Raw genomic sequence first — 13,742 nt, 5'->3', positions numbered from 1 at the left:
GGCCGATCCGGCCGGTCCGAGCACTCCGGCCGATCCAGCCGGACCCGGCAATCCGGCCGGTTCAGGCGGCCCACCGATCCGGCCCATCCGACCGATCCGGCCCATCCGACCGATCTGGCCGATCCGGTCGGTCCGAGCACTCCAGTCGGTCCAGCCGGACCCGATCCGGACCAGCCGGCCCATCCGACCGATCCAACCGATCCAACCGATCTGGCCGATCCGGTCGGTCCGAGCACTCCAGTCGGTCCAGTCGGTCCAGGCGGTTCAGCCGGTCCGGCCCGTCGGCCCGTCGGCCTCTGCCCCGTCGGCCCCGGGCGGCTGCCCAAACGCGCCTGGCATATGCCAGGCGGGCAAGATACTCCTCCCTTCACCCTCCTGTCCCGAATTTCCGCAACTCAGGAGAACCGCGCACTCACGGCCGGTACATCTGGTTGGCATGAGCAGCACGCCGAATGTCACCTGTGCCACCCCTGACGGAGCCGCCTGGCTCGCCTCGACAGGAACGTATCCGCGAAGCACACTCGCGCACTGGCAGGAGCGCCCGGACGCCCCGCTGGTCCTGCCCTGCGGCACCGTCTTCGACGTGGTGAGCGCCCCCGCGATCTTCGGGCGCCGCATGCTGGACCGGTTATGGGACGAGGGACCGGGCTCCGGACCCGTCGCGATGTTCCGGGGCCGCATGCTGCTGTTCGCCGCCCCGGGCACGGCCCAGCGACTGCCCTCGCTGCTGACCTGGGAGGAGTGGGGCGGCGCACACGGCAGCCGGACGGCGACCGTGCCGCCGCTGCTGTGCCACGGCACGGGGGACGCGGTGACCGTCCCGGCCCTGTCCGGCAGCGACTCCCCCGCCCTCGGCGGCTCCCGCTGGCTGGTCGCCCCCGACACCCGTCACCCCTGGCTGCCCGGCCCCGAGGTCGTGCTCTGGGCGGCCGTGCGGGCGGCCCGTACGGCCGTGCGGATTTCGATTTTTCCTCCCGCCGACCAGGATGCTAAGGTCTACGACGTCAGCAGGCGCCGCTAGCTCAGTTGGTTAGAGCAGCTGACTCTTAATCAGCGGGTCCGGGGTTCGAGTCCCTGGCGGCGCACATGACGACGGCGGGTCGGTTCGAAAGAATCCGGCCCGCCGTTCTTCGTATACACGGCGCCCGCTCAGTCGGCCACCCCGGGCGTGATCTTCACCGTCCACGCCCCGGACGCCGTGCGGTCCTCCACCTCCACCTTCACGCCGTCCCCGGGCACCGTGAAGCTCTCCCCGAGGGAGACCGGGGCGTCGGCGAGCGGCGCGTAGACGGAGTTCTCCCAGCACGCCTCGGTGTGCGGGTGGGCGTCCACCACCTCGACGGGGCCGCCGCCGGACTCCGCGCCGCCGCGCACCCGGTAGACCAGGACCCCCTGCCGGCAGACCGCACGGTCGCTTCCGGCCGAGCCGCGCGCCTCGAAGGCCAGCGCACTGTCCGGCCCGGTGCGCACGACCGCCAGCTTCGCGCCGTGGCCGAGGCCGAAGGCGGGAGCACCGGCCGCCCCCTGCACCGCGACGCCCGGGCCGGCCTCCAGGGGCTCCAGGGTGAGGCGGGTCGGCCCGGCACCGCGCACGCACACCACCTGGCGCGGATCCAGCCAGCCCAGTTTCCACTTGTGCCAGGCGAACAGGTCCGGGGACAGCCCGAACTGGCTGCCCATCAGGTCCCAGTCGCCGACGTAGGTGTCCCAGTCGCCCTTTCCGTCGACCGGACGGTGGTAGAGGTCCGGGAGGTCGAAGACGTGGCCCGTCTCATGGGCGAGGACCAGATGGTCGGGCGGGTGCTTCTCGAAGACCGTGACCACCCTGCGCACATCCGTGCCATCCACGTGCATGGGGGTATCGAGATTGACGACCTTCGTGGCGTCGGAGTCCACGCCGGGCGCATCCGGGTCGGCGACGAAGTAGACGACGCCGTAGCGGGAGAAGTCGACCTCCTTGTCGGCCACGGCGAACGCATCGCGCAGGTAGGCGGCCCGGTCGGCGGCGCTCCAGTCGCGTCGCATGGCGTACGAGGCCGACGGCTGCGGCATGCGCAGCCAGTGCCCCAGCGGATGCGGGCGCAGGGTGAACCTGCCGTAGGAAGCCCGTTCGAAGAACCGACTGGTGGCCGGGAAGTGGTCGGCGGTCAGCTCGGCCGGAGTGGTGCGCGGAACGGCGTCCGGGAACGAGAGGAAGATCATCACTGCGTCGACCGCGCCGGTCGGGCGAGCGTAGTCGGAGTTCCAGGTGTCCACCCCCTCCGAGTGGTGAGCCTCGGTCCGGTGCAGGGCACACGGGGCCGGCGAGAAGGGCTCGGCGACCGACGGGCCGGTGAGGATCGAGGTCGCGGCCAGCGCCGACATCGTGGTGAACACGGCGGCGGTGCTGCGCAGCTTGGGCACGGAAGGACCTCCGGATGCGGTTCACGGGACACCGAATCCAGACTGTGCGAGTTTGTTGATGTTCGCCCTGTTTGTCTGAACCAGAAGGGTGAGTACGCCCATTTGGGCGCCGGGCGTGCACCGGCGGTCGACACCCCGAAACACTCACGGAACGTCACAACTGGTCGGGGGCCTGAAGAACCCGCCCAGGTGCGGGCAGAAACGATCTGTCAGAACCTGTGGTCTGTCCTGGACACTGGAGAGTGGCTGGAAGGGCCCGGGGCCAGCCTCTATGATCGGCACACTTTCCGGCACGGACAGAGATCGAGTGCACTGCGGGAGCGAGCGGTGAGCGGAACGTCCGAAGGGCCGACGCCCGCGGCAGACCTCGACCGGTCAGCCGTCACAGACAGTGATCACAACACCTACCACCGTGTCTTCGCGGCTGCCCCGCTCGCCATGGCTGTCGTCGACCGCGAAGGCCTCGTCGTCAGCGCCAACGCAGCCCTCGGCGAGCTGCTCGGCACCGACCCGGACACCCTGCCCGGGCGGGTCGCCGCGGACCTGGTGGACCTGGCCTCGGACGCCCGCACCTGGCACGCCTACCGCGAGGTCCTGCGCGGCCGGCAGGCGAAGCTGCGCTGCACCCGGCGGCTCAAACACCCCGAGGGCCACTCGGTGTGGGTGCAGGTCACCGTGGCCCCGCTGGCGGGTGCGGGGCCCGGCGTCCTCGTGTCGGTCGCCGACATCAGCGCCCGCCGCGAACTCCAGGCCCGGCTGCGGCACTTGCAGATGCACGACCCGGTGACCCGGCTGCCCAACCGCACCCTCTTCTTCGAGCGCCTGACGGCCGCCCTGGAGGCGGATTCGTACGAGCTGAGCGGCACCGGCCGGATCGGCCTGTGCTACCTGGACCTGGACGGCTTCAAGGCCGTCAACGACACCCTCGGCCACCGGGTCGGCGACCGGCTGCTCTCGGCCGTCGCCGAGCGGCTGACCCGGGTCGCCGACGAGGCCGGCTACGCCCGCACGGGCACACCCCTGGTGGCACGGCTCGGCGGCGACGAGTTCGCCCTGCTCGTGGAGGACTCCACCGGCACCGAACAAGTGGCCGAGCTGGCCGAGTCCGCGCTGAAGGCCCTGGAGGCACCCTTCGACCTGGCCGGGCAGCGGCTGTCGCTGACGGCCTCCATCGGTGTCGTGGAACGGCACGCGGCCGGCACGACCGCCACCGGGCTGATGCAGGCGGCCGATACGACCCTGTACTGGGCGAAGGCCGACGGCAAGGGGCGCTGGACGCTGTTCGACCCCGAGCGCAACGCGCACCGGATGACCCGTCAGGCCCTCTCCTCCACCCTGCGCCCGGCCATCGAGCGCGGTGAGTTCGCCCTGGAGTACCAGCCGTTGGTGGGCATGGAGGACGGCCGGCTGAGCGGGGTCGAGGCGTTGATCCGCTGGAATCATCCTCAGTTCGGCACACTGACGCCGAATCGGTTCATCGGATTGGCCGAGGAGGACGGTTCGATCGTCCAGCTCGGCCGCTGGGCGCTGGAGACCGCCTGCCGGCAGGCCCGCCGCTGGCAGCTGGACAACCCCGGCGAGCCGCCGATCTTCGTGAGCGTCAATGTGGCGGTGCGTCAGGTGTGGGACTCGGACCTGGTGGCGGACGTGGCGCAGACCCTCGCCGAGACCGGACTCGCCCCGCACCTGCTCCAGCTGGAGCTGACCGAGTCCGCCGTGATGGGCTCGGGGGGCCGTCCGCTCCAGGCCCTCCAGGCCCTCAGCGACATGGGCGTGCGCATCGCCATCGACGACTTCGGCACCGGCTACTCGAACCTGGCGTATCTGAGCAGGCTGCCCGTGTCGGTGCTGAAGCTGGACGGCTCGTTCGTGCGCGGCTTCCAGTACGAGGGCGACAAGAGCACGGTGGCCGTGCCGCCCAACGCGGCCGACGAGGTGATCGTGGAGGCGATGATCCAGCTGGCCCACCGTCTCGGTCTGACGGTCACCGCGGAGTGCGTGGAGACCTCGGCCCAGGCCACGCGGCTGCGCCGGATCGGCTGCGACACCGGGCAGGGGTGGCTGTACTCGCGCCCGGTGCCGCCGGATCGTATCTCCGAGCTGCTGGGGTCGCAGACCTACGCGGTGGGCAAGCCGTAGGCGTCCGCTATCAGTTCGTAGGAGCGCAGCCGCAGTGCGCCGCGGTGGGCGTGCGAGGTGAGCATCAGCTCGTCCGCGCCGGTGCGCCTGCGCAGGTCGTCCAGGCCGGAGCGGACCTCGTCCGCCGTGCCGTGCACGATGTTGGCGCTCCAGGAGGCGACGAAGTCCTCCTCCATCGGGCTGAACTCGTACGCCTCCGCCTCCTCCGGGTCGGGGAAGAGGCCCGGGCGGCCGGTGCGCAGCCGGATCATGTTCAGCGCGGTGGCCCTCACCTGACGGCGGGCCTCGCGCTCGTCGTCCGTGGCGAGGGCGGAGACGCCGATGAGGGCGTACGGCTCGTCGAGCACCGCGGAGGGCCGGAAGGTCTGCCGGTACAGGTCGAGGGCCGGGATGGTGTTCTGCGCGGAGAAGTGGTGCGCGAAGGCGAAGGGCAGCCCCAGCAGGCCGGCCAGGCGGGCGCTGAAGCCGGAGGAGCCGAGCAGCCAGACGGGCGGGCGGTGCGGGGACTGGACGCCGCCCGGGCTGCTGCCCTGCACCGGCCCGGGAATCGCGTGGATACGCCGGTACGGATGCCCGTCGGGGAAGTCGTCGTCCAGGAAACGGGTGAGTTCGGCGAGCTGCTGCGGGAAGTCGTCGGCGCCCTCGTTCAGCGTGTCGGTGCGGCGCAGCGCGGCGGCGGTGGCCCCGTCGGTGCCGGGTGCCCGGCCCAGGCCCAGGTCGATCCGCCCCGGAGCCATCGCCTCCAGCGTGCCGAACTGCTCGGCGATCACCAGCGGGGCGTGGTTGGGCAGCATGACGCCACCCGAGCCGAGCCTGATGCGGTCGGTGTGGGCGGCGAGGTGGGCGAGGATCACGGCGGGCGAGGAGGAGGCGACGCCGGGCATGGAGTGGTGCTCGGCCACCCAGTACCGGTGGAAGCCGCGCGACTCGGCGAAGCGGGACAGCTCCACGCTGGTGCGCAGCGCGTCGGTGGCGGTACTGCCCGCGCCGACGGTCACCAGGTCCAGTACGGAGAGGGGGACGGGGGCACTCCCGTACGTCGTGCCCCGGATCTCGTCTGCCGACACGGTGTATGCCTCCTGTTTCCGACCGTGAACTGCCCTACGGCCCCGTAACAGGAGGCGGTCCCCGCTTATTCCCCCACCCACCCGAGCCGGGTGGCGACCAGGGGGCAGAGGCCGACGTCCCGGCCGCCCGGGCCGGACGCCGAGACAGCCTCACGGCCGCCCGAGCCGGGGTAGCGGGCCGGCCTCTCGGGCGCCCGAGCCGGGGCACCGGGCCAACCCCTCGGCCGAGCGAGCCGGGGTGCCGGGGCGCCGGGGTGCCGGGGCGCCGGGGCGGCCTCTCGGCCGGGCGAGTCGGGTGGGTGGGCGGTGGGATCCAGGGGCGGAGCCCCTGGCGGGGGGCGGGGCGGAGCCCCGGGGCCGGCCGGTCAGACCTGCACGATCGGCTCCCTGGTGAACAACGCCCCCAGCGCCGGCGCATTCACCCGGCGGTCGGCCAGCCGCAGCCCCTCCCACACCGACACCTGGTTCGCCGTGAGCACCGGCTTGGACAGCGCCTTCTCCAGCAGGCCGATGTGCGCGGCCGTGTGCAACGCCGTGTCCGGCAACAGCACGGCCTCCACGCCGGAGGCGTCCGCCGCCCTCGCGAGCGTCAGCACCTCCTCCTCCCCCCACGTCCCCACCTCGGCGGCCGTGACGATGCCGGACGACCGCACCGCCGCCACCTCCAGCCCGGCGGCCCGCAGGAAGTCCGCGAACAGCGCGGCCACGTCCTGCGGGTAGGTCGCGCCCACGGCGACCCGTCGTACGCCGATCTCGCGCGCCGCGTGCACGAAGGCGAAGGACGTGGAGGAGGCCGGCATCCCGGCCACCCGGGCCAGCGCCCGCACCTGCTCCTGGGCGCCCTCCCAGCCGTACACGAAGCTGCCGCTGGTGCACGCCCACACCACCGTCTCGGCGCCGGTGAGCCGCAGCTCCTCCATGCCCGCGGCGAGCCGCTCGGTCGAGCCCATCTCGCGCAGCGCGTCCACCCGGTGCGCGTCCTCACCGATGTCGGTGTGCACCAGGTCCACCCGGATGTCGCTGCCCAGCAGCTGCTCGATGCGCGGATAGTCGTTCTCGCCGGAGTGGCCGGGGTAGAGGAATCCGAGTGCAGTCATGTCAGCCCTTCTCCGTGTTCCTGGCGGTCCTGGCGGTCCTGGCGGTCCTGGCTTTCTGCCGGCAGTGCGGGCCAGTCACGCGCGGCTTCGTCCAGCAGCGCCTGATAGGGCCCCACGGCTCGGGTACCCAGCCGGCGCAGGGCAGCCCACATCGTGACCTGGTTGGCGGACAGGACGGGGATGCGCAGCTCGGCCTCCAGCTGGGGGATCACGTCGTAGGTCGCCAGGTTGGTGCACGAGATGAAGAGCGCGTCGGCCGAGCCGGGGCGGACCGCGCGGCGGGCCATCGCGACCACGTCCCGGTAGGGCACCTGCCAGATGCTCCGGGTCAGCCCCATGAACGAGCAGCCGGTGACCGCGACGCCGGCCTCGGCGACGTACTCCTCCAGGGCGCGGGTGACGGACACCGTGTACGGGGTGACGAGGGCGACCCGTCGGATCCGCAGCTCCTCCAGCGCCTCCAGCAGCGCCCCCGAGGTGGTGACCGCGGGCAGCGCGTCACCGGACGCGCTCATCGCCGCGCACATCGCCCGCTCGCCCGCGATCCCGCCGACGAAGCTGCCGGAGGTACAGGCGTAGGCGACGACCTCGGGGGCGACGGCACTCAGCGCGCGCACCGCCTCGCCGAGCGTCTGGTGCTCGCTGACCAGCCGGGCCAGGTCCAGGCTCACCTCGACCGGCACGAACGGGGTGCGGGTCAGATGCAGCGACACCTCGTCGGGCACCCAGCGCCACAGCTCGCGGTCGAGGGCGAAGTCGAAGGGAGCCACGACAGCGACACCGCGCTGCGGGCGAGGGCCGCCGAGAAAGGAGACGTCCATGGCAGCACCGGCCTCACGCTGGGAGACGGGGGAACAACGGATGGTGGATACGCCCGTGTTGACGAAGGTAGGTTCGGGTGCGAGCGTGGTCAATCCGCGCATGTCAGACGCCCGGAGTCGCCTCGTATGACGCCGACCCTCCCCGCCCTCCCCGCCCTCCCCACCCTCCTGGTCCTCGATGCCGACCCTCCGCCGCGGCTCGGCCGTCTCACCGGCCGGGCCCGGGTCGTGCACACCGACGCGGCCGGCCTCACCGCACGGCTGCCGGAGGCGGACGTGCTGCTCGTGTGGGACTTCACCTCGTACGCGGTGCGCGAGGCCTGGCCCGGGCCGGGGCCGCGGCCGCGCTGGGTGCACACGGCGAGCGCGGGCGTGGACCATCTGATGTGTCCGGAACTCGCCGCGTCCGACACCGTGGTGACCAATGCGCGCGGGATCTTCGACCAGCCGATCGCCGAGTACGTGGCCGCCCTGGTGCTGGCGATGGCCAAGGATCTGCCGCGCACGCTGGAGTACCAGCGGGAGCGGACCTGGCGGCACCGGGAGACCCGGCGGGTGGCGGGCACGCGCGCCTGCGTGGTCGGGTCCGGGCCGATCGGCCGGGCGATCTCCCGCACGCTGCGGGCCCTGGACGTGACGACGGCGCTGGTCGGGCGGGAGCCGCGCACCGGGATCCACGGCCCGGGCGACCTGGACCGGCTGGTCTCCCGCGCGGACTGGGTGATCGCGGCCGCGCCGCTGACCACGCAGACGTCCGGCATGTTCGACGTCCACCGGTTCGGTGTGATGCAGCCATCGGCGGTCTTCGTGAACGTCGGCCGCGGGCAGCTGGTCGACGAGGACGCGCTCACCGAGGCGCTGCGCAGGCGCTGGATCGCGGGCGCGGCCCTGGACGTGTTCGCCGCCGAGCCCCTCCCCGAGGACAGTCCGCTGTGGGGGCTGCCGGGGCTGATCGTCTCCCCGCACATGAGCGGGGACACCGCCGGCTGGCGGGACGAACTGGGTGTTCAGTTCGTGGAGTTGTACGAGCGCTGGGCGGCGGGCAGATCACTGGTGAACGTGGTCGACAAGAAGCGTGGTTACGTACCGGGCCACTGACCCACCAGGAGGGTGCATGCAGCTCACCGACCTGACCGCCGTACAACTGCTCGACGGCTACCGCAAGGGCGAGTTCAGTCCCGTGGAGGCGACCGGGCAGGCCCTGGAACGGGCGCGGCGGATCCAGCCGGAGGTGAACGCGTTCGTGCGGCTCACCGAGGAGGACGCGCTGGCGCGGGCCCGGGAGTCGCAGGAGCGGTGGCGGCGCGGTGAGCCGGCCGGACTGCTGGACGGGGTGCCGGTGACGGTGAAGGACGTCCTGCTGCTGCGCGGCCATCCCACCCTGCGCGGCTCGAAGGCCGTGTCCGAGCAGGGAAGTTGGGCCGAGGACGCGCCCTCGGTCGCCCGGCTGCGCGAGCACGGAGCGGTCTTCCTCGGCAAGACGACGACACCCGAGTACGGCTGGAAGGGCGTCACCGACTCGCCGCTGTCGGGGGTGACCCGCAACCCGCACGACCCGTCCCGCACCGCGGGCGGCTCCAGCGGCGGCAGTGCGGCGGCCGTCGCGCTGGGCGCGGGCCCGCTGTCGCTGGGGACGGACGGCGGCGGCAGCATCCGCATCCCGGCGGCGTTCTGCGGGATCTTCGGGCTGAAACCGACGTACGGCAGGGTGGCCGTGTATCCGGCCAGCCCGTTCGGCACCCTGTCGCACGTGGGCCCGATGACCCGGGACGCGGCAGACGCGGCGCTGCTGATGGACGTGATCGGCGCACCCGACGCCCGCGACTGGTCGGCGCTGCCCCCGGCGCCCGAGCCGTTCACCGCGGGGCTGGCCAAGGGTGTGCGCGGGCTGCGGGTGGCGTACTCGCCGTCCCTGGGCGGGCAGGTGGCGGTCCATCCGGAGGTCGCGGCGGCCGTACGGCGGGCGGTGGCCGCGCTCGCCGGTCTCGGGGCGTACGTCGAGGAGGCCGACCCGGACTTCAGCGACCCGGTGGAGGCCTTCCACGCGCTGTGGTTCAGCGGCGCGGCCCGGATCACCCAGCACTTCTCGCCGCACCGGCGGCAGCTGCTCGACCCCGGGCTGCGCGATGTGTGCGTCCGGGGCGGGCGGCTGAGCGCGCTGGACTACCTGGCCGCCGTGGACGTCCGCACGGACCTCGGCCGCCGGATGGGCCGCTTCCACGAGCGGTACGACCTGCTGGTCACCCCGGCCCTGCCCGTCACGGCGTTCGAGGCGGGCGAGGAGGTGCCCAGGGGGTCCGGTCTGCGGCGCTGGACCGGCTGGACGCCGTTCACGTACCCCTTCAACCTCACCCAGCAGCCGGCGGCGACGGTCCCCGTGGGCACCGACGGCGCCGGACTGCCGGCCGGGATGCAGATCGTCGCGGCCCGGCACCGGGACGACCTGGTCCTGCGGGCGGCGCACGCCCTCTACGAGGCGGGGCTCCCGCCCGCTCTCCGGGAGGCGGGGCTCACGCCCTCCGGAAGCTGAGCGTCTCCCCCGCCGCCCCGCTGCGCCACAGGTCGTTGCAGGCCTCGGCCATCCGGTCGAGGCCGTCCACCACCTGCCCCCACACGATCCCCGGCACCCACCCCACGTCCCCGTTGAGCAGCAGGTTGTTGCGCTCGTAGAACAGGGCCAGGTCGACCACGGTGGTGCCGGGGCGGAGCTCGCGGTCGTAGCCGTAGGCCTTGGTGCCCAGTTCGGCGCCGGCGAAGGAGAAGTAGCAGAGGTCCCCCGGGATCGGGGTGACCGTCGGGTTTTCCAGTGGGGGTTCGGTGGAGGCGAACGGCGGGAAGAGGGCGTAGATCTCGTTGCGCGCGTATTTGGCGTGGAAGACGTCCCCCGCGAGCGGCAGGGCCTCCCACACCGCCGTGCAGGTCAGGGGCGCGCGGTCGTCCAGCAGTCGTGCCGTGCAGTGCACGTCGCGCTTCTCGAGCGAGACGGTGACGAATCGATCGGCCATGAAATCAAGAGTGCATACGACCGGTGCGCTTGGGTAGCCGCGCCGCCATGGCTCCACCACTTGGGAACGGCATACACACAATCCGGTCGGAACACAGACACAGCAGACGCTCGGTGCTCGCGGGAGCGGTGGCGCTCGGTGCGGTGGGTGCACTGGGTGCCACGGGCTGTACGCGGGTGGCCTCGGCGTCCGGGGTGAAGGGCGGTGACCTGCTCGGCCGGCTGCGCGCACAGGGCGTCGTGCGGCTCGGGATCGCCGGTGAGATCCCCTTCGGGTACATCGACAAGGACGGCCACCTGACCGGGGAGGCGCCCGAGCTGGCGAAGGCGGTCTTCAAGCGGCTCGGCGTGGACCGGGTGCAGCCGGTGCCGACCGAGTTCGGCTCGCTGATCCCCGGGCTGAACTCCCAGCAGTTCGATGTCGTGGCCGCCGGGATGTACGTCAATCCCGAGCGCTGCGAGCAGGTGATCTTCGCGGATCCGGACTACCAGATGCTGGATTCGTTCATCGTCCGCAAGGGCAATCCGAAGGGTCTGCACTCGTACCAGGACGTGGTGGAGAAGAAGGCGAAGTTCGCCACCGGGACCGGCTATGCCGAGATCCAGTACGCGGTGGAGGCCGGCTACAAGGAGAGCGACATCCTGATCGTCCCGGACCAGGTGGCCGGGCTGAACGCCGTCGAGGCCGGGCGCGTCGACGTCTTCGCCGGTACGGCCGTGACCGTCCGTGAGGTGGTGAAGAAGTCCGCCAGGGCGGAGGCGACCAAGCCCTTCGCGCCGCTGGTCAAGGGCAAACCGCACGTCGACGGCGGCGCGTTCGCGTTCCGGTCGGCCGAGACGCGGCTGCGGGACTCCTTCAACGCCGAGCTGCACAAGCTGAAGAAGAACGGCGAGCTGTTCCGGATCCTCAGGCCCTTCGGTTTCACGAAGGCCGAGATGACCGACCTCACCGCGAAGGAGCTGTGCGGCGGATGACCCCGGGACTGTGGGAACTCGTACTGAAGGGCGTCTGGACCACCGTCCAGCTGCTGGTGTTCAGCGCACTGCTGGCCACGGCGGTGTCGTTCGTCGTCGGTGTCGCGCGCACCCACCGGCTGTGGATCGTCCGCTTCCTCGCCGGCTTCTACGCCGAGGTGTTCCGCGGCACCTCTGCCCTGGTGATGATCTTCTGGGTGTTCTTCGTGCTGCCGGTCGCGTTCGGCTGGCAGCTGGTGCCGATGTGGGCGGGCACGCTGGCGCTCGGGCTGACGTACGGCGCGTACGGCTCGGAGATCGTGCGCGGCGCGCTGAACGCGGTCGACCCGGCGCAGAAGGAGGGCGGGATCGCGCTCGGTTTCACGCCCTGGCAGCGGCTCAGGCTGATCGTGCTGCCCCAGGCGGTGCCGGAGACGATCCCGTCCTTCTGCAACCTGCTGGTCGAGCTGCTCAAGGGCACCGCGCTGGTGTCGGTCATGGGCATGGGCGATCTGACGTTCAGCGCCAACCTGGTGCGTCTCGCGCTGCAGCAGAGCGCGGAGATCTACACGTATGTGCTGCTGATCTACTTCGCCATCGCCTTCGTGCTGACCCGCCTGATGCGCTCCTTGGAGAAGCGGCTGAAGGCCGGGGTGGGCAAGGACGCCGGGACCTTCTCGGCGTCGCGTGAGCTGAAGCGGGCGCAGACGACCGGAGTGGGGGGTCGTGTCGCATGAAGTGGGACTGGAACGCCGTGAGCGACTTCATGCCGCACTTCTGGAAGGGGCTGCTGGTCACCCTGGAGGCCGTGGCCCTGGGTTCGCTGCTCTCCTTCACCCTCGGTCTGGTGTGGGCGCTGCTGATGCGGACGCCGAGCCGCTGGGTGCGCTGGCCGGTCGGGGTGGTCACGGAGTTCGTGCGCAACACCCCGCTGCTGGTCCAGCTGTTCTTCCTGTTCTACGTGCTGCCCGAGTGGGGCCTGACCTTCTCGGCGCTGTCCACCGGCGTCTTCGCGATCGGTCTGCACTACTCGACGTACACGATGCAGGTCTACCGGGCCGGTATCGAGGCGGTGCCCGTCGGCCAGTGGGAGGCGGCGACGGCGCTGAACCTGCCCCGGCGGCGGACCTGGACCGCGGTGATCCTGCCGCAGGCGATCCGCCGGGTGACCCCCGCCCTCGGCAACTACGTGGTCTCCATGCTCAAGGACACGCCGCTGCTGATGGTGGTCACCGTGCTGGAGATGCTCGGACAGGCCCGGCTCTACTCCCAGCAGCACTTCCAGTTCACCGAGCCCCTGACCGTGATCGGGGTGGCCTTCATCCTCATCTCCTCTCTGGCCTCCCTTCTTATGCGAGCCCTGGAGCGACGTCTTGTCCGCTGACACTCCCCTCATGAAGCAGCCCGAGCCGAGCGCCGGCGCGAGCACGGCCGGCGGTGAGCTGATCCGGCTGGCCGGCGTCACCAAGCGCTTCGGCACCAACACCGTCCTCGACGACCTGAACTTCACCGTCGACTCCGGCAGGCACGTGACGCTGATCGGCCCGTCCGGCTCCGGCAAGACCACCATCCTCAGGCTGCTGATGACCCTCACCCAGCCGGACGAGGGCACGATCACGGTCGACGGGGAGCAGCTCTTCCCGGCGTCGGAGAAGCAGGTCCGGGAGGTCCGCCAGAAGATCGGCATGGTCTTCCAGCAGTTCAACCTGTTCCCGAACATGAGCGTGCTGCGGAACATCACCGAGGCGCCGGTGCAGGTGCTCGGCATGTCCAGGGACGAGGCCGAGGCGCGCGCCCGGGAGCTGCTGGACCTGGTGGGGCTGGCCGACAAGTGCGACGCGCGGCCCACCCGGCTCTCCGGCGGCCAGCAGCAGCGGGTGGCGATCGCCCGGGCGCTGGCGATGCGGCCGCGCGTGCTGCTCCTGGACGAGGTGACCTCCGCGCTCGACCCGGAGCTGGTCGCGGGCGTCCTCGATCTGCTCAGGGACATCGCGCGCAGCACCGACATCACGATGCTGTGCGTGACCCACGAGATGGGTTTCGCCCGCGACATCTCCGATCAGGTGCTGATGTTCGACTCCGGGCGGATCATCGAGTCGGGTCCGCCGGAGAAGATCTTCAGCGATCCGGAGCAGGACCGCACCCGGGAATTCCTCAGCGCGGTTCTCTGACTACGGAGTGTGAAGAGGGCAAGTGCCGAGGTCACGACAGTGGGTCATGACCCTGGCATATGCCTAAGGATCTGTGTCCCAGATGA

13 protein-coding genes and 1 tRNA gene are annotated in these 13,742 nt (G+C 71.5%); 9 read left to right on the top strand and 5 right to left on the bottom strand.

Features of this window, described 5'->3' with window-relative positions; translation table 11 throughout:
• Positions 1–436: 436 nt before the first annotated feature.
• Positions 437–1,021 (top strand): bifunctional DNA primase/polymerase, encoded by a 585-nt coding sequence (locus ACZ7P3_RS28965; protein ID WP_472086072.1) that lies wholly within the window; start codon positions 437–439, stop codon positions 1,019–1,021.
• Positions 1,012–1,085: transfer RNA gene (locus ACZ7P3_RS28960), tRNA-Lys, on the top strand. The genes ACZ7P3_RS28965 and ACZ7P3_RS28960 overlap by 10 nt, the downstream gene beginning before the upstream one ends.
• Positions 1,086–1,149: 64 nt before the next feature.
• On the opposite strand, the gene ACZ7P3_RS28955 is transcribed toward ACZ7P3_RS28960, so the two are convergent.
• On the bottom strand, positions 1,150–2,364 hold the full coding sequence (locus tag ACZ7P3_RS28955; RefSeq protein WP_472086180.1) for a M6 family metalloprotease domain-containing protein: 1,215 nt from the start codon (positions 2,362–2,364) through the stop codon (positions 1,150–1,152).
• Between the two features lie 366 nt (positions 2,365–2,730).
• On the opposite strand from ACZ7P3_RS28955, the gene ACZ7P3_RS28950 reads away from it, so the two are divergent.
• Positions 2,731–4,542, top strand: coding sequence for a putative bifunctional diguanylate cyclase/phosphodiesterase (locus tag ACZ7P3_RS28950; protein ID WP_472086070.1), 1,812 nt, complete (start codon positions 2,731–2,733; stop codon positions 4,540–4,542).
• On the opposite strand, the gene ACZ7P3_RS28945 is transcribed toward ACZ7P3_RS28950, so the two are convergent.
• From ACZ7P3_RS28945 to ACZ7P3_RS28935, 3 genes are all read right to left on the bottom strand, one after another.
• On the bottom strand, positions 4,521–5,609 hold the full coding sequence (locus ACZ7P3_RS28945; RefSeq protein WP_472086068.1) for an LLM class flavin-dependent oxidoreductase: 1,089 nt from the start codon (positions 5,607–5,609) through the stop codon (positions 4,521–4,523). The two genes, ACZ7P3_RS28950 and ACZ7P3_RS28945, sit on opposite strands and share 22 nt — an antisense overlap.
• Positions 5,610–5,974: 365 nt before the next feature.
• Complete coding sequence (locus tag ACZ7P3_RS28940; protein WP_472086066.1) at positions 5,975–6,706, bottom strand: maleate cis-trans isomerase family protein; 732 nt, start codon at positions 6,704–6,706, stop codon at positions 5,975–5,977.
• Entirely contained in the window at positions 6,703–7,527 is an 825-nt protein-coding gene (locus ACZ7P3_RS28935; protein ID WP_472086064.1) for a maleate cis-trans isomerase family protein, read from the bottom strand. Before ACZ7P3_RS28935 ends, ACZ7P3_RS28940 begins: the two co-directional genes overlap by 4 nt.
• A 126-nt stretch (positions 7,528–7,653) precedes the next feature.
• Here ACZ7P3_RS28935 and ACZ7P3_RS28930 point away from each other — a divergent pair, with 126 nt between their 5' ends.
• Together ACZ7P3_RS28930 and ACZ7P3_RS28925 are read left to right on the top strand one after the other, a co-directional pair.
• Positions 7,654–8,625 carry a D-2-hydroxyacid dehydrogenase gene (locus tag ACZ7P3_RS28930; RefSeq protein ID WP_472086062.1) on the top strand — a complete coding sequence of 324 codons (972 nt, stop codon included), beginning with the start codon at positions 7,654–7,656 and terminating at the stop codon, positions 8,623–8,625.
• Between the two features lie 16 nt (positions 8,626–8,641).
• Complete coding sequence (locus ACZ7P3_RS28925; protein WP_472086060.1) at positions 8,642–10,057, top strand: amidase; 1,416 nt, start codon at positions 8,642–8,644, stop codon at positions 10,055–10,057.
• On the opposite strand, the gene ACZ7P3_RS28920 is transcribed toward ACZ7P3_RS28925, so the two are convergent.
• Positions 10,038–10,532 carry a DUF3830 family protein gene (locus ACZ7P3_RS28920; protein ID WP_472086058.1) on the bottom strand — a complete coding sequence of 165 codons (495 nt, stop codon included), beginning with the start codon at positions 10,530–10,532 and terminating at the stop codon, positions 10,038–10,040. The two genes, ACZ7P3_RS28925 and ACZ7P3_RS28920, sit on opposite strands and share 20 nt — an antisense overlap.
• Positions 10,533–10,579: 47 nt before the next feature.
• On the opposite strand from ACZ7P3_RS28920, the gene ehuB reads away from it, so the two are divergent.
• Genes ehuB through ehuA form a run of 4 tightly spaced genes read left to right on the top strand, consistent with a single transcriptional unit; the run spans position 10,580 to position 13,656 of the window.
• Complete coding sequence (gene ehuB, locus ACZ7P3_RS28915) at positions 10,580–11,506, top strand: ectoine/hydroxyectoine ABC transporter substrate-binding protein EhuB (protein ID WP_472086056.1); 927 nt, start codon at positions 10,580–10,582, stop codon at positions 11,504–11,506.
• Positions 11,503–12,222, top strand: a complete 720-nt coding sequence (gene ehuC / locus ACZ7P3_RS28910) for an ectoine/hydroxyectoine ABC transporter permease subunit EhuC (protein ID WP_472086054.1) — start codon at positions 11,503–11,505, stop codon at positions 12,220–12,222. Before ehuB ends, ehuC begins: the two co-directional genes overlap by 4 nt.
• Positions 12,219–12,869 (top strand): ectoine/hydroxyectoine ABC transporter permease subunit EhuD, encoded by a 651-nt coding sequence (gene ehuD, locus ACZ7P3_RS28905; protein ID WP_472086052.1) that lies wholly within the window; start codon positions 12,219–12,221, stop codon positions 12,867–12,869. Before ehuC ends, ehuD begins: the two co-directional genes overlap by 4 nt.
• 10 nt (positions 12,870–12,879) lie before the next feature.
• On the top strand, positions 12,880–13,656 hold the full coding sequence (ehuA, locus tag ACZ7P3_RS28900; protein ID WP_472086050.1) for an ectoine/hydroxyectoine ABC transporter ATP-binding protein EhuA: 777 nt from the start codon (positions 12,880–12,882) through the stop codon (positions 13,654–13,656).
• Positions 13,657–13,742 lie beyond the last annotated feature (86 nt).

The sequence above is a fragment of the Streptomyces sp. NPDC107581 genome (assembly GCF_055657175.1).
This window is presented reverse-complemented; position numbering and strand designations above follow the sequence as displayed.

Bases quoted from the DNA above. Each gene is read 5' to 3' on its own strand.
- ACZ7P3_RS28965 (WP_472086072.1), top strand. From the start codon at position 437: ATGAGCAGCACGCCGAATGTCACCTGTGCCACCCCTGACGGAGCCGCC.
- ACZ7P3_RS28955 (WP_472086180.1), bottom strand. From the start codon at position 2,364: ATGTCGGCGCTGGCCGCGACCTCGATCCTCACCGGCCCGTCGGTCGCC.
- ACZ7P3_RS28940 (WP_472086066.1), bottom strand. From the start codon at position 6,706: ATGACTGCACTCGGATTCCTCTACCCCGGCCACTCCGGCGAGAACGAC.
- ACZ7P3_RS28935 (WP_472086064.1), bottom strand. From the start codon at position 7,527: ATGGACGTCTCCTTTCTCGGCGGCCCTCGCCCGCAGCGCGGTGTCGCT.
- ACZ7P3_RS28930 (WP_472086062.1), top strand. From the start codon at position 7,654: ATGACGCCGACCCTCCCCGCCCTCCCCGCCCTCCCCACCCTCCTGGTC.
- ACZ7P3_RS28925 (WP_472086060.1), top strand. From the start codon at position 8,642: ATGCAGCTCACCGACCTGACCGCCGTACAACTGCTCGACGGCTACCGC.
- ACZ7P3_RS28920 (WP_472086058.1), bottom strand. From the start codon at position 10,532: ATGGCCGATCGATTCGTCACCGTCTCGCTCGAGAAGCGCGACGTGCAC.
- ehuB (WP_472086056.1), top strand. From the start codon at position 10,580: ATGGCTCCACCACTTGGGAACGGCATACACACAATCCGGTCGGAACAC.
- ehuC (WP_472086054.1), top strand. From the start codon at position 11,503: ATGACCCCGGGACTGTGGGAACTCGTACTGAAGGGCGTCTGGACCACC.
- ehuD (WP_472086052.1), top strand. From the start codon at position 12,219: ATGAAGTGGGACTGGAACGCCGTGAGCGACTTCATGCCGCACTTCTGG.
- ehuA (WP_472086050.1), top strand. From the start codon at position 12,880: ATGAAGCAGCCCGAGCCGAGCGCCGGCGCGAGCACGGCCGGCGGTGAG.